Source organism: Flavobacterium gawalongense, from assembly GCF_007097265.1.
In the GTDB taxonomy this organism is placed as follows: domain Bacteria; phylum Bacteroidota; class Bacteroidia; order Flavobacteriales; family Flavobacteriaceae; genus Flavobacterium; species Flavobacterium gawalongense.
In genome coordinates this window covers 86,287-109,642 of sequence record NZ_VJZP01000002.1, presented here as the reverse complement: position 1 = coordinate 109,642, position 23,356 = coordinate 86,287, and the positions used below count along the sequence as shown (strand labels likewise).

Sequence of the window (23,356 nt, the reverse complement as noted above, 5' to 3'; positions counted from 1 at the left end):
AACCAGAATTCAATTGTATGCTAAAATGACTAACTTTATCAAAGAAAATTTATAACACCACTTTATGACAAACGACTCATCGAATAAAAAAGATTTTTTCGGACATCCAAGGGCACTTTTTATATTATTTTTTACGGAAATGTGGGAACGCTTTTCGTTTTATGGAATGAAAGCGCTATTGATTTTCTATCTGACAAGATACCATCTTTTTTCTGATACCAGTGGGAATTTATTAATAGGAAGTTATGCAGCCCTGGTATATGCTGTGCCAGTTATAGGTGGTTTTATTGCAGACCGATATTTAGGTTTTAGAAAAGCAATAGTCTTTGGTGGAATAATGCTTGTTCTTGGTCATTTAGGAATGGCTTATGAAGGAAATGCCGCGACACAATCGGTTACAGGAGAAATTACAAGAGACGATGTAGCATTACAAATATTTTATTTTTCTTTATCATTAATAATTGTAGGAGTCGGTTTTCTTAAAGCTAATATTTCTTCATTAGTTGGTGAATTGTATCAAGTAGGGGATAAAAGAAGAGATTCTGGGTTCACATTATTTTATATGGGGATTAACTTAGGATCTTTTTTAGCTACTATAATTTGTGTTTGGCTTGGAGAAACTTACGGTTGGAGCTATGGATTTGGAGCAGCTGGTGTAGGAATGTTTTTTGGATTATTGACTTTTATCTCTGGAAGAAAATTGTTGATGGGAAAAGGAGAATCAAAAGTGCCGGAACTCTTGGAAAAAAAATCTTTTGGTTTTAAAAACGAATGGTTAATATACATAATTAGTGTTTCATCTGCTTTGATTTTTTGGCAAATGGTACAACGTCATGAAGTGGTTTCCTATTCTTTGATGATTGCTGGTGCTGTTTCGTTTGTTTATATCATCTATTACAGTATCACTCAATTAGACAAAAAAGCAAGAGAGCAATTAATAGCTTTAACGATTTTAATTGTTTTTACAGTTATTTTTTGGGCATTATTTGAACAAGCTTATACATCATTAAATTTATTCGCTGACAGAATTTTAGATAGAACTATCTTCGGGTACACAATATCTGCGGGACAATTTCTAAGCTTCAATGCATTGTTTATTATTTTATTAGCCCCAGTTTTTGCTTGGCTATGGGTGCAACTAGGCAAATTTAATCCAAATACAGCCGTAAAATTTTCAATGGCATTGTTGCTTGTAGGTTTAGGTTTTGGTTCTTTAGTTTTAGGGATTAATTTATCAGGATTAGGAAAAGTAGCTATGATTTGGTTAATTCTTACCTACTTTTTACATACTTGTGGGGAATTATGCCTGTCACCTGTTGGGCTTTCTGCCGTTACAAAGTTGTCTCCGGTAAAAATCGTTGGGTTCATGATGGGAGTTTGGTTTTTAGCAACAGCCAGTTCTGAATTTATAGCTTCAATTTTAGCTAATATTGCTTCTGTTGATACTTCAAATGGTACAGCACCTGATTTGAATTTAGCAAAACAGAGTTACTTAACACTTTTTGAATATCTATTTTATACTGGACTTGGTTTTGGAATTGTTCTTTTAGCACTTTCGCCAGTAATCAAAAAATTAATGCACGGAGTAGACAAAGAATTAAATAACTAATATATGAGTCAAAATACTACAGATCAATTTTTTAAAAGTGCCGTTTTAGGACATCCAGCGGGATTATTCGTTTTATTCTTCACAGAGATGTGGGAGCGTTTCTCATTCTACGGAATGCGTTCCTTGTTGATATTGTTTTTAACAGCTTCTTTTACGGATGGAGGATGGGAATGGACTCGTGAAAATGCATCTGCTCTGTTTGGATCCTATGTAGGGCTTGTTTATTTGTCAACGATGTTGGGGGGCTATTTTGCCGATAAGGTAATTGGCTTTAGATGGGCTGTTGTTTTAGGAGCGTCATTAATGACATTAGGACATGCTTCAATGGCATTGGAAACTGAATTTTCTATTTATTCAGGGCTGATATTGTTGGTTTTTGGAAACGGATTTTTCAAACCCAACATGACTTCTATTGTATCTGAAATGTACAAAGACCGTCCTGAGAAGAAAGATGGTGCTTATACTTTATTTTATATGGGTGTAAACGCCGGTGCTTTTTTTGGAATTTTACTTTGTGGCTATTTAGGTGAAAAAGTAGGATGGAGTTATGGATTTGGTCTGGCCGGAATTTTTATGTTCTTTGGAATGCTACAGTTTTGGTTGTCCCAAAATATCTTTGGAGACATTGGTTTAAAACCAAGTAAAGAAAGTAAAGCTAAAGCAGAGGCTTTGGATACTGATAAAAGAAATCCATTTACGCCTTGGCAACTTGGAATTATTGCGCTATCATCAATTTTAGGATTGCTGTGGATTTTAAATGATCCTGCGTCAAAAATTTCTGGAGGTAAAATAAACATTTTTTCTTTTCTTGGTGAAAATGGAAACGCTATTGCTATAGTTTCAGCTTTGCTTTTATTCATTATTCTGTTAATTTACAGATTTACACAATATTCAAAAATCACTAAAGAAAAATTAATCGCGGTAACATTTTTCGCTTTTTTAACTATTTTCTTTTGGGCGATTTTTGAACAATCACCAAACAGTTTGACCATTTTTGCAAATGATTATACGGATCGGGTTCTGGTAGGTAATTGGAGCGTAGTGTTTTTAGTGGTTAATTCATTGATTACTATTTTGCCTTTAGCAATTATCACGTGGGTATTGTATTTGTTATTTAAACAAACTTTCAAATATTATGCAGTGGCAAATGTTATTTTGAGTGTAAGTTTTGTCATCATTTGGACAATTGCAATTTGGATGTTGGTTAAAGATTATTATACCGCTGGATATTTATCATTGTCAGATTCAACATTGGAGTCACTTAAAATTGACAAGGTGACAACTGCACTGACAGAGGTTCCTGCCACTTGGTTTTCTACATTAAACTCATTGTTTATTATTTCACTTGCACCTTTATTTTCAAAATGGTGGGAAAGTAAATACAATCCGTCTGCCAATTTAAAGTATGGTATCGGAATGGGATTATTAGCACTTGGGATGGCTTGTGTTGCTTTTGGCGCCAGTGGTATCGAGGCAGGTGCAAAAACAGCTTCAGTTAGTATGATTTGGCTTATTTTAGTGTATCTTTTTCATACTATGGCAGAATTGTGTATTTCACCAGTTGGGTTGTCTTATGTAAGCAAATTAGTTCCTGCAAGAATGATTGCATTTATGTTTGGAGTTTGGTATCTTGCAGTCGCAATTGGGATGAAAGGGGCAGGTATGTTTGGTGAAAATATTGATAAAATCGCAAACGAACACGGATTGAGTTATTTCTTTTGGATGTTAACAATAATTTCAATCGCGGTTGCTTTATTTTCTGTTTTGATGACTCCTGTCATTAAGAAATTAATGCATGGTGTTCGATAGGTTTAGGCACTTTTTTGATTAGATAAACACAAAAATATAAAAAAATGAAGAAGATAATCTTAACAGTATTTCTGTTTGTTGCTTCATATGCTGTTGAAGCGCAAGAATTAGTTTGGGAGACCAATGTCAATAAGGCAATGGAGATTTCTAAAAAAACTAAAAAGCCATTATTGCTGTTTTTTACCGGAAGTGATTGGTGTGGCTGGTGTATTAGATTGCAAAAAGAAGTGCTAAAAACACCAGAGTTTGCAAAATGGGCAAAAGAGAATGTAGTTCTGGTAGAGTTAGATTATCCAAGAAGAACACCACAAACTCCTGAAATCAAAAAGCAAAACAACGAATTGCAACAAGCTTTTGGTATTCAGGGATTCCCTACAATTTATTTTGCCAATGGCACTACTAAAGACGGAAAAGTGAATTTTGAAGGTTTAGGAAGTACAGGTTATGTTGCTGGTGGTCCAGCTGCGTGGCTAGCTGTTGCAGATGGATTTCTGAAAAAGAAATAATTCTCAGTTTAATTTATAGAATCCCTTTTCACCTGTTGCGTGAAAAGGGATTTTTTGTTTTTTACAAGTTGCTTTCCAATATTTCTGGATTGTTTTATAGTTCGACGCATCAGCGACAACCATTTTAGGGTGTACGGTTTGAAATAAACGGTCTAAATTTATTTTTGGAGATTGTGTGAGTAACAAAATATCGGGGTTCATATTCTTTGAATAAATTCCTGAGCTATCCAAAATAATAATTTTTTTTCCGTTGAAAAAAGCGGTATTTTCAATTCTTTTTTTAGTCTCCAAAGTGCTAAAATTACCAATTAAATAGGTCGTCAGGATATTGTTTTTTTGGGATGTTTTTAAAATACTGTCATTGGCAAATAAGGTAACTTTTCCACCGTTTCGTTCCGTAATCATAGTGCTTCTTTTGGAATTGAAAACAACCCATTCTTTTTGGGTTTCAACATCTGAGCGGTTTTTTATGAATGAAATTTGTAAAATGATTATCGAAATTAAAACCATTGCCAATTTGTTATAACTTGGTTTTTTAAACCAAATTATAGCTGTTGTGATTAATAAATAGAAACTAATTAAAAAATATAAATTGAATGGTATGTTTTGAATTATAAATTGTTCCAGTGAGGCAATTGAATTGATAATTTTATTTAAATAAAAAATACTCCACTCAAATGGTTTGGAAAGAAATAAAGGCACGTAACCAAATGCTGCTAATAGCATAACCACAACGCCTAATAGCATTACAATACTCAGTAATGGAATAATGATTAAATTAGTCACGAAGAATAAACCTGGAAATTGATGAAAATAATAAATGCTTAATGGCAAAGTGCCTATTTGTGCGACAAAGGAAACCGTGAGAATATCCCAAATGTATTTTGAAACTTTATTTTTTGGCAACCAGAGAGATGCCAAAAGTGGTTGTAACCAAATAATAAAAAACAGCGCCATATAGCTCAACTGAAATCCAACATCAAACAAAAAGGAAGGTTGGAAAAGTAAAATTAGTAAGATGGATACTAATAAGGTGTGATAAACATTTACACTTCTTCGTAAATGACTGCCAATAGCAACAAACGAAAACATAGCGACAGAGCGAACAACCGACGGCGCTAAACCAGCGATTAATCCAAATAATGACAATGATGCCAAAATGATTATCAGCTTGATAAAGGAACCTCGTTTGGTGTTGGGTAAAGGTTTGAGAAGGAAAGTTACAAAAAGCAATATGAATCCAATATGCAATCCCGAAACCGATAAAATATGCACTGCGCCGGCATATTGATAATCCCGAATAATCTCCGGAGAAATATCTTGTTGTTGCCCCATAATCAAAGCGACTGCTACATTTAATTCGGTTTTATTAAAGTCGCTTTTTTCTAAGTTATGAATAATTTTAGTCCTTAATTTGGAGGTGTAATACCAAATATTCTTTTCCATTTCAGAACTTACACTAATCTCGCTAGCATCTGCATACAGTTGTGCATAGATCTGTTTGTTCGCCAGATATTTGCTGTAGTCAAATTGGCTGGGGTTATTTGGTGGACTATTTTTATACAAAGTCCCTTTGATGCGTAGGAGAGTTCCAATTTCGAACTGACGATTCAAACTGTCTTTTCGGATATTAAGGATTATTCTTCCCGAACTTTCAGTTTGGTCAATGCGGTTTACAATAGCAACGTAACGATCATTAAAAGTAGAATTTTTTAGTTTTTCCCGCAGCGTGACTGATACCAAATGAGGCTTCTCGAAAATAGAATCATAATGGATATAATTGCTTTTTTGAAAATAATCAGTATGAACAATTAGAGTTGTAGCTCCAATAAAAAAAGAAAGGATGTAAGTAGAAATACCAAAATAAACTTTGTCATTGAGCTTTTTTTTAGATAAAAAATAACTAATACTAAAAAAGAGGATAGAAATAAAAAGTAGGGCAAATACTAATTTAGGATTTGGTTTTAGGTAATAAGGGAGTAGAATTCCTAGAACAAATCCAAATGTTATTCTCGCTAAAGGAAATTGCAACACTTTCATATATCTAAAGTACAATTTTTTTAGTAAGAAATGGTGATATGTTTTCTATAAAGGAATTATTGCATTTTAATTTTATTTAAATCAGGAAACATTACGATTATCTAAGAATTCTATTTATCTGGACAAAGGAATTTTGATAATAAGACTCTTTTGTAGAGGAAATTATTACACCTTTAGAAGTAGAAGAATGTATGAATTTCACATCGTCATCAGAAACTTCTATTACCATTCCTACGTGATTAATCTGTGATTTTCGATTGGTTTTGAAAAATATTAAATCTCCTTTTTTGATGTTGTCTCGTTCTCGATCAATGATTAACCCCAATTTTGATTGTTCGAAAGAGGAACGTGGGAGTTGAATGTTATAAGAATTAAAAACAGAATAGATTAATCCTGAACAGTCAAAACCTGCTTTTGTAGTGCCTCCAGTTCTATATTTTACACCAATATTATCAGAAGCCGAATGAATTAATTGGTCTATCAAATGCTTTGTTCTGTCAGTATCTACTTCTGTTTTTTTTGAAGGAATAATTACTGAAGTTGATTTACAGGCCGTAAAAAAAGTAAGAATCAATAAAAGGTAAAGCAGGTGTTTCAAAAGATTTATTTTTTATGGATTTTACAGATTTTAAAAGAATTGGAATCATTGTAAATCAGCTACAATCAATTTTGCCGTTTTTTCGCTGGCACCAATTCCGCCAAGTTTTGCTTCTAGAACGTTATATTTCTCTAAAAGTTGTTTGCGATGATTGGGTTCCAGAATTTTTTTCAATTCTTCCCGAATACGTTTCGTTGTGCAATCTTCCTGAATTAATTCGGTTACCACTTCTTCATCCATAATCAAATTCACTAACGAAATATATTTTAACGTAATAATTCGTTTTGCAATTTGGTAAGAAGCCCAGCTGCCTTTATAACATACGACTTCCGGAACTTTAAAAAGGGCTGTTTCCAGCGTTGCCGTTCCTGAAGTAACTAATGCGGCAGTCGCGTTTCGCAATAAATCATACGTTTTATTGGATATGAATTTTATATTTTCATTCGATATAAAATTCTCATAAAATGAATATTCCTGACTTGGAGCACCTGCAATGACAAATTGATATTCCGGAAAATCATTAACAACACTCAACATCACCGATAGCATTTTTGTGATTTCTTGTTTACGACTACCAGGTAGAACGGCAATAATGGGTTTTTCGTCTAATTTATTTTCTTTTTTAAAAACGGACGGGTCAATTGGTGTTTGGTTTTGAATCGCGTCAATCAATGGATGACCTACAAATTCAACAGGAAAATGATGTTTATCTTCGTAAAATTTTTTCTCGAAAGGTAAAATCACATACATTTTGTCTATATCCCGTTTGATTTCTGTAATTCGGCTTTCTTTCCACGCCCAAATTTGGGGTGAAATATAGTAATGAGTTTTGAAACCCAATTCTTTTGCCCATTTTGCAATTCGTAAATTAAAACCAGGATAATCGATGAATATTAGTACATCTGGTCGAAATTTTATAATATCCTTTTTACATATTTTGATGTTGTTCAAAATCGTTTTCAAATTGAAAATTACTTCAATAAATCCCATGAAAGCCAGCTCGCGATAATGTTTTACCAAAGTCCCGCCAGCATTTTGCATCAAATCACCACCCCAAAACCGAATATCAGCATTAGGATCTTCCTTATAAAGCGCTTTCATCAAATTCGAGCCATGTAAATCGCCCGAAGCTTCTCCAGCTATAATGTAGTATTTCATGTTTTTATGTTTAGAGATTTTCTATTATTCGTGCCAAATCCAGAACTTTTATTGTCAATTTTTTATGTTTAACAAAGGTATGAATATTGTGTTTTTAAATAAATATAGAGACAAGAGTCATGACAATTACCGCTAAAATCACGCCACGCGCCATGAGTTCCTTATTTAGTTTGAGTAAAATGCCAAAAGCTACCAAGTCAAGAATGCATCCAAGTGTGATTATTTTACCAAGTTTACCCTCTGATTTCATGGCATACATCCCATTGATAAAGTCAAAATCAGTAAAAAAAGTTATAAAAAGGTAGCTACCCAGTATTGAAGCCAAAATTCCGATTATGAATCCAGTTAACAAATCTATTTTATTCATTCCAATTCCATGTGTTAAGTTGTTGTGTCGCATGATGGGCAGTCAAATCAAATTGTACTGGAACTACTGAAATATATCCGTTTTTCAATGCCCATTCATCAGTGTCTTCACCATTGTCTTGGTTCACAAATTCTCCGGTAAGCCAATAATAATCTCTGCCTTGCGGGGTTTTACGTTTGTCAAATTTTTCCACCCAAATCGCTTTAGCCTGACGGCAAATTTTGATTCCTTGGATGTCTTTTTCTTTCAATTTTGGAAAATTTACATTCAAAACGACTCCTTCGGGCAGTTTATTTTCAAGTACTTCCAATGTTATTTTTCGAATAAATGACTTTATGTCTTCAAAATTTGCATTCCAATCATAATCCAATAAGGAGAATCCAATCGCTTGAATTCCTTCTATACCAGCTTCAACGGCAGCACTCATGGTACCGGAGTAGATTACATTTATAGAAGAATTTGAACCATGATTGACGCCAGAGACACACAAATCGGGTTTTCTTTTCAAAATTTCGCTTACTGCAAATTTTACACAATCCACAGGAGTTCCAGAACAACTGTATTCTGTAATAGTATCGTTTTCTTTTGAAATTTTATTTAGATATAGCGTGTCGTTTATAGTAATGCCATGTCCCGTTGCACTTTGCGGTGCGTCGGGAGCTACAACAATGACTTCTCCTATTTCAGCCATAACACTTATTAACGCCCTTAGTCCTGGAGCTGAAATTCCATCGTCATTTGTAACTAATATTAAAGGTTTGGAGTGTTTTGTCATTTTGTGTTTTCAAGAAAGGATTTCTAATTAAATATAAATAGCAAATGTAGTTACACAAAACCATATTTTATAAACAAAGAAAATAAAATTTATCAACTTGGAATATTTAACTCATTTCAAAAAAAACAATTTTATATCTTTAACAAAAAATTATGCAGCCCTTGTTATAGTTGGCATAGTTTTTACCGTAATTTAGATTAAAAATTGATGAATACTATTATTGACTTTATGAAAAGAAATTATAAAATACTTCTTGTTGTTGTATGTCTTTCGGCAACACTATTTGCGTTTAAGATTAATGCAACAAAAGAAACCGACCCCGAAAAAGATAAGTTACTGTTAGAACTATTAACGTTTGTGATTCAGAAAGGACATTATAATCCTGCAAATATAGACGATGCATTTTCAAAAGGAATTTATAAAGATTATATTCAAGCTTTAGATCCTTCTAAACGTTTTTTTCTGCAGTCAGATATCGATGAATTTTCAAAATTTGAAACTCAATTAGACGATCAATTGTTGAACAAAGATTTGACATTTTTTAATCTTACCTATGATCGTTTGATGAAGAGAATGGAGGAGAGCAAAAATATTTATAAAGCTGTTTTGAGTCAGCCTTTTGATTATAATGCGGATGAAAATTTTAATACGGACTATGAAAAAGCACCTTATCCAAAAGATGTTAAAGAACTTACTGATAAATGGCGCAAACAAATCAAATTGTCAACGCTTTCGTCTTTAACCGATCGTTTAAAACTTCAAGAAAATAAGAACAAAGTAGTTGATAAGACTAAAGATGTTCAATCTCAGTCGAGTGAAGGGGGAAAGTTGTATGAAGATCCATTGGCAAAACCTGATACGGATAAATCGGTTGACAATGGTAAGCTTAAAACTTTCGAAGAATTAGAAAAAGAAACTAGAGAAAGTGCTTTAAAATCATTAGATGAATATTTTGGGTTTATGCAAGATTTAGACAGGAATGATTGGTTTTCTGTATACATCAATTCTATTACAGCACGTTTTGATCCACATACTAATTATTTTGCACCGGAAGAAAAAGAACGTTTTGATGTAAGTATCAGCGGAAAACTAGAAGGAATTGGAGCTCGTCTTCAAAAGAAAAATGATTTTACTGAAATTTCTGAACTTATTTCCGGTGGACCGGCTTGGAGAGGAAAACAACTTGAAGCAGGAGATTTGATAATGAAAGTTGCTCAAGGAAATGGAGAATCTGTAGATGTTGTAGGGATGCGTCTTGATGATGTTGTTAAGAAAATTAAAGGACCAAAAGGGACTGAAGTTCGTCTTACAGTAAAAAAAATGGATGGAACAATTAAAATTATTTCTATAATCAGAGACATTGTAGAGATTGAAGAAACGTATGCTAAATCAAGTATCGTTAACAAAAATGGATTGAAATATGGTGTTATTTACTTGCCAAAATTCTACATTGATTTTGAAAATAAAGATGGTAGAGATGCAGGAAAAGATATTGCTAAGGAAGTAGAGCGTTTGAAAAATGCAGGAGTAAATGGGATTGTATTAGATGTTCGTGATGATGGTGGAGGTTCATTGTCAACAGTTGTGGACATTGCAGGGTTGTTTATTGAGCAAGGACCAATTGTACAAATCAAGTCAGCCGGCAGAAAGAAAGAAGTGTTATTTGACAGAGATAAAAAAATTGAATGGGACGGTCCATTAGTAATCATGGTTAATAGTTTTTCAGCTTCTGCTTCAGAAATTTTGGCAGCTGCAATCCAAGATTATAAAAGAGGAATTATCATTGGCAGCAAACAAACGTATGGTAAAGGAACGGTACAAAATGTGATTGATTTGAATCAGTTTGTACGTAATAGTGCTGTAGGAGATTTAGGAGCCATAAAAACAACTACACAAAAATTCTACAGAATCAACGGTGGTTCTACACAACTTGAAGGGGTTAGTAGTGATATTGTTATGCCAGATAGATATGCCTATTTAAAAATGGGTGAACGTGATGTAGACAATGCAATGCCTTGGGATAAAATTGATCCGGCTGAATATACTGTTTGGAATAAAAATGCAAATTTTAATCAGGCTATTGTAAACAGTAAAAAAAGAATTTTGCAAAGCACGCAATTTCAATTGATTGAAGAAAATGCAAAATGGATTGATAGCAGAAGTGAAGATAATACCTATAGCTTGAATATTGATAAATTCAAGACAACCCAAAATGAAATTGAAGAAAAAGCTAAAAAATATAAGCCGCTTTCAGATTATAAAAATACACTTAAATTTATTTCACTGCCATATGAAGTTGATGAGGCTAATAAAGATGTAGCTTTAAAAGAAAAAAGAGACAGATGGCATGAAGCTTTGTCAAAAGATATTTATGTGGAAGAAGCATTAAATGTATTAGATGATTTACAATCAAAAACTGTTTTGAAAAAGAGTATTCCTGCTAAATTGAAAAAAGAAAAATTAGCTAAATCGTAAATGTTTTCTTAATGAATGACATATGTGAAATTGACTACTATTGCGCTCCAGAAATTCTTTTTTGAATTCCTGGAGCGTTTTTAGTTTATTGTGTTTTTGATGTAAATGAATAATAATAATCTAAAAATTAATTAGAAATGAAAAACAGTCAGTTGTTGAATTCAGTTGTTATTCTATTTTGTTTATTGCTTTTTTCTTCCTGTAAAAAGAATACGGATGCCATTAATTCTATAGGTGACAGGATTAATCAATATAGTTTAGAAGGAAATCAAATCTATTCCGATAATGTAAAAAGTTATTCCGCAGACATAACAACAACATTTAATTTTTTACCGTCTTCTACAACCAATCAAATCGTAAAACACGAGTATTATACATTGTCGTATAATGAAAAATATGAACAAGCAGAATGGGTTGCATACGAACTGAAGAAAAATTATTTGAAAAATAATAGTTTTAAGAGGCCTTTTTTTATTGAAGATCCAAAAGTGAAAACGGGTTCTGCTGATTGGAGGAATTATAAAAATTCAGGATATGACAAAGGACATCTTTGTCCTGCAGGCGATATGGAGTTTGTTGTCGATGCTTATAATGATACTTTTTTTACTTCCAATATTTCTCCTCAATTGCATGACTTTAATAGTGGCGTTTGGAATAGATTAGAACAAAAAATTCGCTATTGGGCAACTAAGTATGATGGGATTTATGTAGTTACCGGAGGTGTTTTAGAATCCTCACTCAAAACAATAGGGAAAGAAAAGGTTTCAGTCCCTGAATTTTTTTATAAAGTTTTATTGGATAACTCCGGAGGAAATTTTAAAATGATAGCTTTTCTGGTTCCCAATTCGGAAAGTAATAGACCATTGTACAGTTTTGTGGTTTCAGTTGATCGTATCGAAAAGATGACAGGAATCGATTTCTTTCCTAAATTGAATGACAAAACAGAAAATCAATTGGAAAAAAGTAGTGATTATAAAAACTGGAGTTTTAATTAGCCCTGATAGCAATGGAAAGCTTTTGAAGGCTCGTTTATTAGTTTTTCTATTTTGTCAAAGCGACCAACGGAAGCTCTTGACAAAATAATTAAAACTTTAACGAGGCGAAAAACTTGAAATGAATAGCAGGATTAAGCTCCAAATTCTCGAATGAATTTCACTTCATTTACCATTCGTTAACTTTATTGGCATCCATTTTTATAAATATAAAAAGTAAGATTGTAAAACCCCAAAGACCAGATCCTCCATAAGAAAAGAAAGGCAACGGTACTCCAATCGTTGGAAATATACCTGCTACCATTGCGATATTCACAAAGAAATGAATGAATAAAATTCCCGCAACACAATAACCATATACTCGGCTAAATTTTGTTTTTTGTCTTTCGGCGAGGTATATTATTCTTAAAAATAAGCCCACAAAAAGAGTAATAACAACCAATGAGCCTACGAAGCCCCATTCTTCGCCTACTGTAGTAAATATATAATCGGTATGTTGTTCTGGTACAAAACCTCCTTTGGTTTGTGTGCCTTCGAGAAATCCTTTCCCGAGCCAGCCTCCTGAACCAATCGCTATTTCGGATTGGTTTGTATTATAGCCAATCCCTTTCAAGTCTACGGTTTTCCCTAATAAAATATTAAAACGGTCTCGATGGTGCTGTTTGAAAATATTTTCAAAAACATAATTTACTGACAAAACAAATCCTGACATTAAAGCGAAGAGAATACCACTTAATAGAATATTTCTATCCGATAATCTTGATTTGAAATGGACAATAATTAGTGTCGTTAATGCGATTAATATTACATATTGGGGCTCTAATATTAAAGTTAATACAAATAATAGAATTGTTATGAAGCCTGTCCAAACATACCATGAAGGAAGGCCTTCGCGATATAGAACGATAATAAATACACTATAAATTAAAGCGCTTCCCGGATCGGGTTGAGGCAATATAAGGAGCACAGGTAAAAAGACAATAGCTAAAGCCTGTATTTGACGATTAACTTCCTTTAAATTAATTTGTGTGTCGCTTAAATATTTGGCTAATGCCAATGCGGTAGCAGCTTTTGCAAATTCGGAAGGTTGAATTGTAAAACTTCCAAAACCATACCAACAACGTTGCCCCGCTATTGTTTTTCCAAAGACAAATAAACCAGCGAGTGTTAATAATGAAATACCAAAAATGATACTCGCATATTTTTCGTAAAATTTCCCATCGACAGAAAGTACAATGAATATTAATGGGATGGTTAATGCAATAAATATAAGCTGCTTTTCTGAAGTACCGTCCATAGAGGCTAAGGAGGAGGAGTAAATGTTTAACCAACCCATTAGTACTAATGCACTATAGATAATGATGCATATCCAGTCTATATTGTTTGTTACGCTTTGGTTTTTCATTTGGAATGAATCGCTTATTAATTTTCTTTAGTGGAATCTATTTTTATTTTTGGAATCACTGTTTTGCTTTTCAGAATAGAATCATTCTTTCTTAATTCTAATTTTATGTCTTCAGAAAGACCGCCTAATTTGGCATACTGAGCTTGTAAACTGGTATTAAGTATTCGGGTTTCTAAATCCGTTCTTGTAATTTTTTTTCTAAGGTATTTTTCAATCATTAAACTGGCAATGGGACCTGCTATAGTCGCTCCAAATCCTCCATTTTCAACTAAAATGGCTATTGCGATTTTTGGGTTATCTTTTGGTGCAAATGCTACAAAGATAGAATGGTCTTTTAGCTGGACTCTTTTACCATCTATTTTTGCAAAATTTTCTGCCGTTCCTGTTTTACCACAAATATCGATCCCTTCAACTCTTAAACCTGCAGCTGTTCCTAAATTATACACGTCAAACAAACCACTTATCATAGGTTTAAAATATTTTTTATCTATGGTCGTAACGTGTTTAGTTGTGAATTTAGTGTCTATTTTTTTACCTTCAATCTTCTTGATGATATGAGGTGTGTAGTAATAACCTTCATTGGCTACAGCCGCCATCATATTAGCCAGCTGAATAGGTGTCATCAATACTTCCCCTTGTCCTATTGCATTTGATATAATTGTTTTCCCACTCCAACCCCAATCAGGATACATTTTTTTATAGGTTTTTGAAGTAGGTGCTTTTCCTTTTTTTCCTGTTGGCAAATCATAACCCATAAATTGTCCGAGTCCAAAACTTTTTATATGATTACTCCATACATCCACGGCATAAGGTGAACTTTTATATTTTCCAATGGTGCGTAAATAAACATTCGAAAAATAAGCATTACAAGATTTATAAATCCCAACATGAAGATCTCTTGGCCCACCTCCACAGTGACATCGTTGAAATCGACCAGGAGCATAAGCAAAACCGTGGTTACACATAAAAGTGGTCTGCTCATTTACGACTCCTTCTTGAAGTGCAACAAGTCCAGTCAGGATTTTAAATGGAGATCCTGGAGGATACTCGGCTAATAAACCTCTGTCATAAAGTGGTTTAGCAATGGAGTCGTGGTATAATTTTGTGTAGTTTTTAGATCTTTGTCTCCCTACCAATATTGATGGGTCATAAGACGGTGCAGTAACAAGAGCGAGTATTTCTCCGGTTTTTGGCTCAATTGCAACAATTCCACCTCTTTTATTAATCATTAATTCTTCGCCATATTTCTGAAGTTCAGCGTCAATAGTCAGGTTTATGTCTTCACCTTGTACGGCTATAGTATCATATCTTCCTTCTTTAAAGGAACCAATTTCTCTGTTGTATTTGTCTTTTTGAATGTATTTTACGCCTTTTATTCCTCGTAAGATATCTTCATAACTCTCCTCAACTCCTTGTCTTCCAATTAAATCTCCACTGTTGTAATAAGGATTTTTAGCAACTAATTTTTCGTTGACTTGAGTGATAAACCCAAAAATATTGGCACCACTATCTACTTCATAATCACGAAGAGAACGTTTTTGGAAATAAAATCCTTCAAATTTTCTAATTTTTTCCTGAAATGCGGCAAATTCACTTTTGTTTAATTGAGGTAAAAAAACCGATGGTAATCTTGGGCTATAGATTTTAGCCTTTTCTATTTTTTTAATAAAATCCTCTTTTGTAATATTCAATAATTGACAAAATTCTAAAGTGTCCGTGTTCTTTAGTTCTCTGGGAATAACCATGATATCATAAGAAGCCTGATTGGCCACTAATAATTTGCCATTTCGATCATAAATATAACCTCTTTCAGGATAATCATATTTTATTTTAATCGCATTATTGTCTGATTTCAGTTTGAACGAATCATCTATGACTTGCAAATAGAATATCCGTATTACTAGCAATGATGCTGCAACAATGATTAAGGAAGGCAGCAATAATTTTCTCATCTTTTGTTTGGCTTAATAAGATATATTATTATGATGCAAATTAGTATTGTAAATACGGAACTCAATAACGTTCGCAGTAAAATGTCAAAGAAAAAGCTCAATTGAAATGCTTCTAACAGGAACAAAGTAAAAAGATGAATTACAACCGAAAGCAAAATAAAAGAGAATCGCTCCGGAGTTAACACATCATTTAGTTTAATAGTTTGATACTCGTAGCTCAAGCCAAATGAAAATTTAAAAATATAGGGCCTGAAATAAGCGAGTACTAAACAAGCTGTAGCATGTATGCCCCCTGAATTAGAAAACATATCCATTATAAGACCAAGTAAGAAACTGGCTATCAATAACCCGGATTTATTACCGTTTACGGGATATAGTATTATAAAAAGCAAATATGGGAATGGACTTATATAGCCCAAAAAATTCATATTATTGAAAATAATAATTTGGACTGCCAATAACAGAACGAAACGAAAAATATTGACTAACAAAGTGCTATTCATCTTTTTCTTTTTTTTCTAAATTAATAAGTTCTTCTCGATCTTTACTTTTTATAATATAAACATGTCCTAGGTTTGTCATATCATTGAAAAGTTTTATGTCCAATGTATAGTAATTGGTTTGATTGTCAGTATAAATTTTACTTATAGTTCCGATGTTGATATTCTCAGGAAATATTACTGATTGACCCCCTGTTACAATGGTATCCCCTTTTCTAATAGCTGCTAATCTTGGAACATCTATCAATTGAACAAAACCTGTGCTTTTTCCATTCCAAATCAAAGATCCAAAGTGATTTGATTTTTTAATCTTTGCGTTAATTTGAGATTTTTTATTTAAAATACTAATCACAGTTGAATAGTGCGGAGAAGTATTGTCTATAATCCCTACAATTCCCAAACTATTGATGACACCCATGTCTGTTTTTACGCCCTGCAATTCTCCAGAATTTAATGTTAAATAATTTTCGTGAACATTATACGAATTATGGATCACTTTTGAAACGATGATGTCTTTAGCTTTTACACCTTTCAGACTATCCAATTTTGGTACCGCAGTTGTGTCTTTACGATTAAAGAGTTGGCTTTTTAATGCTGCATTTTCAAGTGCCAGTGCATCGTTTTGAGTCTTTAAATTCAAATACTCATTTACAGAATTAATTTTTTCATAAACTCCGCCAGTTAAAAAGTTAGCGGAACTAATTATTTTACTTCTATGAAAAGAATGAGATTGAATAGTGAGCAGGAGTGAAATGCCCAAAAGCAGCAAAAACAGTAATCTATTACTGTTTTTAAATATAAAATTGAATATTTGCTGCATGTACTATTGGTTATTTTGTTTCAGGTTTTATCTTAAATTTCTACTTGCAAAACTATAACAGGGTATAGTTTGTAAAGCGTTATTTAAATTGTCAATAAGACCTTATTTTATCAAGATACTTTTAAATTTTGTAATGTTTTTTAGTGCCATACCAGTTCCTCGAACTACTGCTCTTAACGGATCTTCAGCAATATAAACAGGTAAATCTGTTTTTTGTGAAATTCTTTTATCAAGACCTCTTAACATAGATCCACCACCTGCAAGATAAATACCTGTATTGTAAATATCAGCTGCTAATTCTGGAGGTGTTTGAGACAGGGTTTCCATTACAGCATCTTCAATTCTTTGAATTGATTTGTCTAATGCTTTTGCTATTTCACGGTAGGAAACTTCTACTTGTTTTGGTTTTCCGGTAAGTAAATCTCTTCCTTGGACTGACATGTCTTCTGGAGGAGTTTCTAAATCTTCAATGGCTGCTCCAATTTGGATTTTTATTTTCTCAGCCGTACTTTCTCCAACAAAAAGATTGTGTTGGGTACGCATGTAATATACGATGTCATTTGTAAATACATCCCCGGCAATTTTTACCGATTTGTCACATACAATTCCGCCTAATGCGATTACAGCAATTTCAGTTGTTCCACCACCGATATCTACTATCATGTTTCCTTTAGGTTGCATAATGTCGATTCCAATACCAATAGCTGCTGCCATAGGCTCGTGTATCAAATAGACTTCCTTGCCGTTTACTCTTTCGCAAGATTCTTTAACTGCTCTCATTTCAACTTCAGTAATACCTGAAGGAATACAAACAACCATTCTTAATGCGGGAGTAAACATTCTTTTCTTCAATGCTGGGATGCTTTTTATGAATAAGCTTATCATTTTTTCGGAAGCATCAAAATCAGCAATTACGCCATCTTTCAAAGGCCTTATTGTCTTAATGTTTTCATGTGTTTTACCCTGCATCATACTTGCTTCTTTTCCTACAGCAATGATTTTGCCTGATACTCTATCACGGGCAACTATTGAAGGGCTGTCAATTACTACTTTATCATTATGTATGATTAAAGTGTTAGCGGTACCAAGATCTATCGCGATATCCTCGGTCATGAAATCAAAAAATCCCATAAGTTTTTTAGGGGTTAAAAAGTTATAAATTTGAGACCCGCAAAGTTAAACAAATTAATGTTTAAAATGGCGCGTTCCTGTAAATACCATTGCAACTTTATTTTCATTACAATAATTGATGCTTAATTCGTCTTTTATTGATCCTCCAGGCTGAATTACAGCTGTTATTCCTGCTTCTTTTGCAATAGCCACACAATCTGGGAAAGGAAAAAAAGCATCACTTGCCATCACGGCTCCATGTAAGTCAAAATGAAAATTAGTTGCTTTTTCTATGGCTTGTAATAAGGCATCAACTCTTGATGTTTGTCCTGTACCTGAAGCAATAAGTGTACCATTTTTTGCAAAAACAATCGTATTTGATTTTGTGTTTTTGCAAATTTTAGAAGCAAATAATAAATCTTGGACTTCTTGTTCTGTAGGAGCTGTTATTGTAACGGTTCTTAAGTCCTCTTTATTGTCTGTGATGTTGTTTCTTTCTTGAACTAAAATTCCGTTCAAGCAAGTACGTACTTGCTTTTGTGGTAAAGCTACTTCATTTTGAACTAATATAATTCTATTTTTTTTCTCTTGTAAAATGGCGGTAGCTTCTGTATCATATTCTGGTGCAATGACCACTTCGCAAAATAATTTGTTTATTTCTGTGGCAGTTGCTACATCAATTTTTGTATTGGAAATCAAAACACCTCCAAAAGCCGAAGTTGGATCGCAAGCTAATGCAGCTAAATATGCTTCGCTAATGTTTTTTCTTGTAGCAAGACCACAAGCATTATTGTGTTTTAATATGGCAAAAGTAGGGCCGTCATTTTTAAATTCATTAATTAAATTTACAGCAGCATCTACATCTAATAAATTGTTGTACGATAATTCTTTTCCGTGAACTTTTTTGAACATTGCATCAAAATCACCAAAGAAAAATCCTTTTTGATGCGGGTTTTCACCGTATCTCAAGACTTGACCGTTAGCGATACTTTGTTTGTAAATTGTTTCATCGGTATTGAAATAATTGAAAATTGCCGTATCGTAATGTGATGAAACATGAAATGCTTTTGTAGCCAATAATTTTCTGTCTGAAAGAGTAGTAGCTCCATTTTGATCAGTAATCAAATCTAAAAGTAAACTGTATTCATCAACAGAAGCCACTATCACGGTGTCTTTAAAGTTTTTCGCGGCAGCACGAATCAAAGAAATTCCACCAATATCTATCTTTTCAATAATATCTGATTCACTTGCTCCTGAAGCAACAGTTTTTTCGAACGGGTACAAATCAACAATCACTAAATCAATTTGCGGGATATTGAACTCTTGCATTTGTTGCACATCGCTATCATTGTCCTGACGGTTTAAGATTCCTCCAAAAACTTTTGGATGTAATGTTTTAACTCTACCACCAAGAATTGAAGGATAAGAAGTTACATCTTCAACAGGAACAACAGGGATTCCTAAGTTTTTAATAAAATCCTCGGTTCCTCCAGTAGAATAAAGTGTAACATTTTGCTCATGTAATTTTCTTACAATTGGTTCAAGACCTTCTTTTGAAAATACCGAAATTAATGCAGATTGAATTGTTTTTGTTGTGTTCATTGTGTAGTTATAATTATAAAGTGCAAAAATAGTTTTTTTTTGATTATAAAATTCAATGAATTTGTGTAACATTATCTTAAAAAAATATACCAATTGATAGGTGGGGTTTTATTAGGTTTATGAAAAATATATTTAGAATTTTACCTTAACGCAAAAAAGATTTTATGTTAGTCTATCTTCGATTATTAAAAGAGAGTTTTGGTTTCGCAATGAATGCTTTACGGAACAATAAATTAAGGACTTTGCTTTCTTTATTAGGTGTAACTATTGGTATATTTTCAATAATAGCGGTGCTTGCAGCCGTAGATTCTTTAGATAGAAAAATTACCAAAGATTTAAGTAGTCTTGATAAAAACACTATTTATTTAATGAAATTTTCTTTTGGGCCTTCGGATATTCCGCAATGGAAAAGAGAACAGTTCCCAAATGTAAAGTATGATGAGTACGCCTATATGAAAGGGGTAATGACTAATACTGCCCAAATGGGATATCAAATATTTACTCGAAGGGAATCTATTAAATATGATTCAAAAACGGTAAGCGATGTTAATATTGTTCCGGTTTCCCATGAGTTTATAGATATTCAAGGCCTGGAATTTGATAAAGGAAGGTTTTATAATGAGTCTGAAGCCAATTCTGGATCTACGGTTGTTGTTTTAGGAAATGAAATTGCAAAATCATTATTTGATGCATCTGAACCATTGGGAAAAAATGTTCGTTTATACGGTAAGCGGTTCACTGTAATTGGTGTTTTGAAGAAACAAGGAGCGGGATTGTTTGGGGATAGTGATGATACTTCCGCTTTTATTCCGGTAAATTTTGTTCGTCAACTATATGGTGATAATAATACTTCATTGACAAACGTAATCGTTTTTAAGCCAGAGAGCGGCATTGATATGGAAGCTTATAAAAGCGAAATATCTCAAAAATTGAGAAGTTATAGAGGTTTGAAAGCAGGAGAAATCGACAATTTTTTTATAAATGTATTTTCAGGTTTTACAGATTTTATTGATGGTATTTTAGGACAAATGAATGTTGTAGGTTGGATTATCAGTGGGTTTTCTCTACTTGTAGGAGGATTTGGTATTGCCAATATTATGTTTGTTTCAGTAAAAGAGCGCACAAATTTAATAGGAATTCAGAAATCATTGGGTGCCAAAAATAAATTTATATTGTTTCAGTTTTTATTTGAAGCAATTATATTATCTGTAATTGGGGGAATAATTGGACTTTTGTTAGTTTGGATAATTTCAGTCGTTTTAACAAAAGTATTAGATTTTGAATTTGTTTTGGGTATGGGAAATATTCTTTTAGGAACTGGATTAGCGGCCTTAATTGGGTTAATTTCCGGAATTTTGCCGGCTATAGCTGCTTCAAAACTAGATCCTGTGGAGGCAATTAGAAGGGGGATGTAATTTTAATTTGCCGACAATTTTCAAAATAAGAATCTAAATCTTATATAAAAAGGGCTTTCAAAATCATTTGAAAGCCCTTTTATTTGTTTAAATCTTAAAAAAAGATAAGAATTTAAAGTACATAAAAAATCCCGAGCAATCGGGATTTTCATTTATCTAATATTGTTGTTTTGAATCAAATCGATGTACAAGTTAATCTTGTCCTTCAATTCTTTTCTTGGTGTTATAAAGTCTAAGAAACCATGTTCAAGAACAAATTCAGCAGTTTGAAAACCTTCTGGTAAATCTTTACCGGTCGTGTCTTTTACTACTCTTGGCCCTGCAAATCCAATCAATGCACCTGGTTCAGAAATGTTAATATCACCCAGCATCGCATAGGAAGCAGTTGTTCCACCGGTTGTTGGATCAGTGCATAACGAAATATAAGGCAATTTTGCTTCGGCTAGTTGAGCTAGTTTTACAGATGTTTTAGCTAATTGCATCAAAGAATAAGCTGCTTCCATCATTCTTGCTCCACCTGATTTAGAAATCATTACAAATGGTAATTTGTTTTGAATAGCGTGATCGATTCCTCTTGCGATTTTCTCTCCCACTACAGCTCCCATAGAACCACCAATAAAGGCGAAATCCATACAGCAAATCACTACATCTTTTCCTTTGGATTTTCCAACTCCGGTACGCACTGCGTCCTTAAGTTTGGTTTTTTCCATAACATCTTTTAATCGGTCTGCATATTTTTTTGTGTCAACAAAATGCAAAGGATCTTTAGAAGTCATATTCTTATCTAATTCAACAAATTCATTGTTATCAAATAAAATTTGAAAATATTCTGCACTTCCAATTCTAACATGAAAACCATCTTCGGGACTTACAAATAAGTTACGAGCTAGTTCATCGGCATCAATAATTTTTCCAGTTGGAGATTTGTACCAAAGCCCTTTTGGGATGTCCATTTTGTCTTCGGTAGCAGTAGTAATCCCTTTTTCTTTTCTTTTAAACCAAGCCATTTTTCTAGTATTCAGTGTTCAGTAATCCGTTCCTGTAGTTTCTGGTTTAGATCTCAAATCCAGATAGTTACATCGGGATTTGAAAACTTTAAACTTAATTTTATTATAGTGTATTCACGTTGTTCAAGTCAGCAAATGCTTGCTCAAGTCTTGTATTGAAAGTAACTTCACTTTCACGTAACCATTTTCTTGGATCGTAATATTTTTTGTTAGGAGCATCAGCACCTTCTGGGTTTCCAATTTGAGTTTTCAAATAATCAATATTTTTAACCATGTAATCACGAATACCTTCAGTAAATGCAAATTGCAAATCAGTATCAATATTCATTTTTATTACACCGTAGCTGATACCTTCTCTGATTTCTTCCAATGTAGAACCTGAACCACCATGGAAAACAAAATCTACCGGATTAGATCCTGTATTGAATTTGTTTTGTACAAAATCTTGAGAATTTTTTAAGATTTTTGGAGTCAATTTTACATTTCCTGGTTTGTATACACCGTGAACGTTACCAAAAGCTGCTGCAATTGTAAATCTAGGGCTTACTTTTGAAAGTTCTTCGTAAGCGTAAGCTACTTCTTCAGGTTGAGTATATAGTTTTGAGCTATCAACATCAGAGTTGTCAACACCATCTTCTTCACCACCTGTGATTCCAAGTTCAATTTCCAATGTCATTCCCATTTTGCTCATTCTTTCTAAATAACCTTTGCAAATTTCGATGTTTTCTTCGATAGGCTCTTCAGATAAATCAATCATGTGAGAAGAGAACAATGGTTTTCCTGTTTCAGCAAAATGTTTTTCTGAAGCATCTAATAGTCCATCAATCCAAGGCAATAATTTTTTTGCACAATGGTCAGTATGTAAAATTACAGTTGCTCCGTAAGCTTCCGCCAAAGTGTGAATGTGTAATGCTCCTGCAATTCCACCAGCGATAGCCGCTTTTTCACCTGCATTTGAAAGTCCTTTACCCGCATTAAATTGTGCTCCTCCATTAGAAAATTGGATGATAACTGGCGCATTTAATTTTGCTGCAGTTTCGAGAACACCATTGATGGTATTTGATCCCGTAACATTTACTGCAGGAAGTGCAAATCCTTTTTCTTTTGCATAATTAAAAATTTCCTGAACCTGATCTCCCGTAGCTACGCCTGGTTTTATGTTGTGTGCCATTGTAATTCTTTTTAGTTATTTTTTAGTTTTTAGTTTGCAAAAATA

Annotated in this window: 19 protein-coding genes; 6 read left to right on the top strand and 13 right to left on the bottom strand. The window is 33.3% G+C overall.

All coding sequences use genetic code 11. From position 1 onward, the window contains the following. Window positions 1-64: 64 nt before the first annotated feature. The 3 genes from FNW38_RS02150 to FNW38_RS02140 are packed head-to-tail and all read left to right on the top strand — an operon-like array spanning window position 65 to window position 3,924. On the top strand, window positions 65-1,609 hold the full coding sequence (locus FNW38_RS02150; protein ID WP_143386874.1) for a peptide MFS transporter: 1,545 nt from the start codon (window positions 65-67) through the stop codon (window positions 1,607-1,609). A gap of 3 nt (window positions 1,610-1,612) precedes the next feature. Beyond that, a complete protein-coding gene (locus tag FNW38_RS02145) occupies window positions 1,613-3,418 on the top strand; it encodes a peptide MFS transporter (protein WP_144064573.1) in 1,806 nt (601 codons plus the stop codon). Between the two features lie 44 nt (window positions 3,419-3,462). Further along, entirely contained in the window at window positions 3,463-3,924 is a 462-nt protein-coding gene (locus FNW38_RS02140; RefSeq protein ID WP_144064574.1) for a thioredoxin family protein, read from the top strand. Window positions 3,925-3,927: 3 nt separating this feature from the next. Here FNW38_RS02140 and FNW38_RS02135 read toward each other — a convergent pair whose 3' ends face one another. From FNW38_RS02135 to surE, 5 genes are all read right to left on the bottom strand, one after another. Next, window positions 3,928-5,979, bottom strand: a complete 2,052-nt coding sequence (locus FNW38_RS02135; RefSeq protein ID WP_317130161.1) for a ComEC/Rec2 family competence protein — start codon at window positions 5,977-5,979, stop codon at window positions 3,928-3,930. Between the two features lie 82 nt (window positions 5,980-6,061). Continuing rightward, on the bottom strand, window positions 6,062-6,562 hold the full coding sequence (locus tag FNW38_RS02130; protein ID WP_143386870.1) for a C40 family peptidase: 501 nt from the start codon (window positions 6,560-6,562) through the stop codon (window positions 6,062-6,064). Between the two features lie 45 nt (window positions 6,563-6,607). Continuing rightward, window positions 6,608-7,720 (bottom strand): lipid-A-disaccharide synthase, encoded by a 1,113-nt coding sequence (gene lpxB / locus FNW38_RS02125; RefSeq protein WP_144064575.1) that lies wholly within the window; start codon window positions 7,718-7,720, stop codon window positions 6,608-6,610. A gap of 94 nt (window positions 7,721-7,814) precedes the next feature. Further along, entirely contained in the window at window positions 7,815-8,087 is a 273-nt protein-coding gene (locus tag FNW38_RS02120; protein ID WP_144064593.1) for a hypothetical protein, read from the bottom strand. Then, a complete protein-coding gene (surE, locus tag FNW38_RS02115) occupies window positions 8,080-8,862 on the bottom strand; it encodes a 5'/3'-nucleotidase SurE (RefSeq protein WP_143386867.1) in 783 nt (260 codons plus the stop codon). The genes FNW38_RS02120 and surE overlap by 8 nt, the downstream gene beginning before the upstream one ends. A gap of 207 nt (window positions 8,863-9,069) precedes the next feature. Between surE and FNW38_RS02110 the strand changes: the two genes are divergently transcribed. Then, on the top strand, window positions 9,070-11,337 hold the full coding sequence (locus tag FNW38_RS02110; protein ID WP_144064576.1) for a carboxy terminal-processing peptidase: 2,268 nt from the start codon (window positions 9,070-9,072) through the stop codon (window positions 11,335-11,337). 137 nt (window positions 11,338-11,474) lie between these two features. Further along, complete coding sequence (locus FNW38_RS02105) at window positions 11,475-12,332, top strand: DNA/RNA non-specific endonuclease (RefSeq protein WP_144064577.1); 858 nt, start codon at window positions 11,475-11,477, stop codon at window positions 12,330-12,332. Window positions 12,333-12,498: 166 nt separating this feature from the next. On the opposite strand, the gene rodA is transcribed toward FNW38_RS02105, so the two are convergent. The 6 genes from rodA to purH form a co-directional block, all read right to left on the bottom strand. Further along, window positions 12,499-13,734 carry a rod shape-determining protein RodA gene (gene rodA / locus FNW38_RS02100; protein ID WP_143386864.1) on the bottom strand — a complete coding sequence of 412 codons (1,236 nt, stop codon included), beginning with the start codon at window positions 13,732-13,734 and terminating at the stop codon, window positions 12,499-12,501. Window positions 13,735-13,751: 17 nt separating this feature from the next. Then, window positions 13,752-15,686: a penicillin-binding protein 2 gene (gene mrdA, locus FNW38_RS02095; RefSeq protein WP_143386863.1), complete on the bottom strand. Its 1,935-nt coding sequence runs from the start codon at window positions 15,684-15,686 to the stop codon at window positions 13,752-13,754. Further along, a complete protein-coding gene (gene mreD, locus FNW38_RS02090; protein ID WP_143386862.1) occupies window positions 15,683-16,189 on the bottom strand; it encodes a rod shape-determining protein MreD in 507 nt (168 codons plus the stop codon). The genes mrdA and mreD overlap by 4 nt, the downstream gene beginning before the upstream one ends. After that, on the bottom strand, window positions 16,182-17,006 hold the full coding sequence (gene mreC, locus FNW38_RS02085) for a rod shape-determining protein MreC (RefSeq protein WP_143386861.1): 825 nt from the start codon (window positions 17,004-17,006) through the stop codon (window positions 16,182-16,184). Before mreC ends, mreD begins: the two co-directional genes overlap by 8 nt. 102 nt (window positions 17,007-17,108) lie before the next feature. Then, window positions 17,109-18,137 carry a rod shape-determining protein gene (locus tag FNW38_RS02080; protein WP_143386860.1) on the bottom strand — a complete coding sequence of 343 codons (1,029 nt, stop codon included), beginning with the start codon at window positions 18,135-18,137 and terminating at the stop codon, window positions 17,109-17,111. Between the two features lie 54 nt (window positions 18,138-18,191). Then, window positions 18,192-19,718: a bifunctional phosphoribosylaminoimidazolecarboxamide formyltransferase/IMP cyclohydrolase gene (gene purH / locus FNW38_RS02075; protein ID WP_143386859.1), complete on the bottom strand. Its 1,527-nt coding sequence runs from the start codon at window positions 19,716-19,718 to the stop codon at window positions 18,192-18,194. Window positions 19,719-19,882: 164 nt separating this feature from the next. Between purH and FNW38_RS02070 the strand changes: the two genes are divergently transcribed. Then, the gene (locus tag FNW38_RS02070; RefSeq protein ID WP_143386858.1) at window positions 19,883-21,133 is read left to right on the top strand and encodes an ABC transporter permease; all 1,251 of its coding nucleotides are present in this window, start codon (window positions 19,883-19,885) and stop codon (window positions 21,131-21,133) included. A gap of 152 nt (window positions 21,134-21,285) precedes the next feature. Here FNW38_RS02070 and accD read toward each other — a convergent pair whose 3' ends face one another. Beyond that, window positions 21,286-22,140, bottom strand: coding sequence for an acetyl-CoA carboxylase, carboxyltransferase subunit beta (gene accD, locus FNW38_RS02065; RefSeq protein ID WP_143386857.1), 855 nt, complete (start codon window positions 22,138-22,140; stop codon window positions 21,286-21,288). Window positions 22,141-22,243: 103 nt separating this feature from the next. Continuing rightward, window positions 22,244-23,311, bottom strand: coding sequence for a class II fructose-bisphosphate aldolase (fbaA, locus tag FNW38_RS02060; protein ID WP_143386856.1), 1,068 nt, complete (start codon window positions 23,309-23,311; stop codon window positions 22,244-22,246). Between the last annotated feature and the right edge of the window lie 45 nt (window positions 23,312-23,356).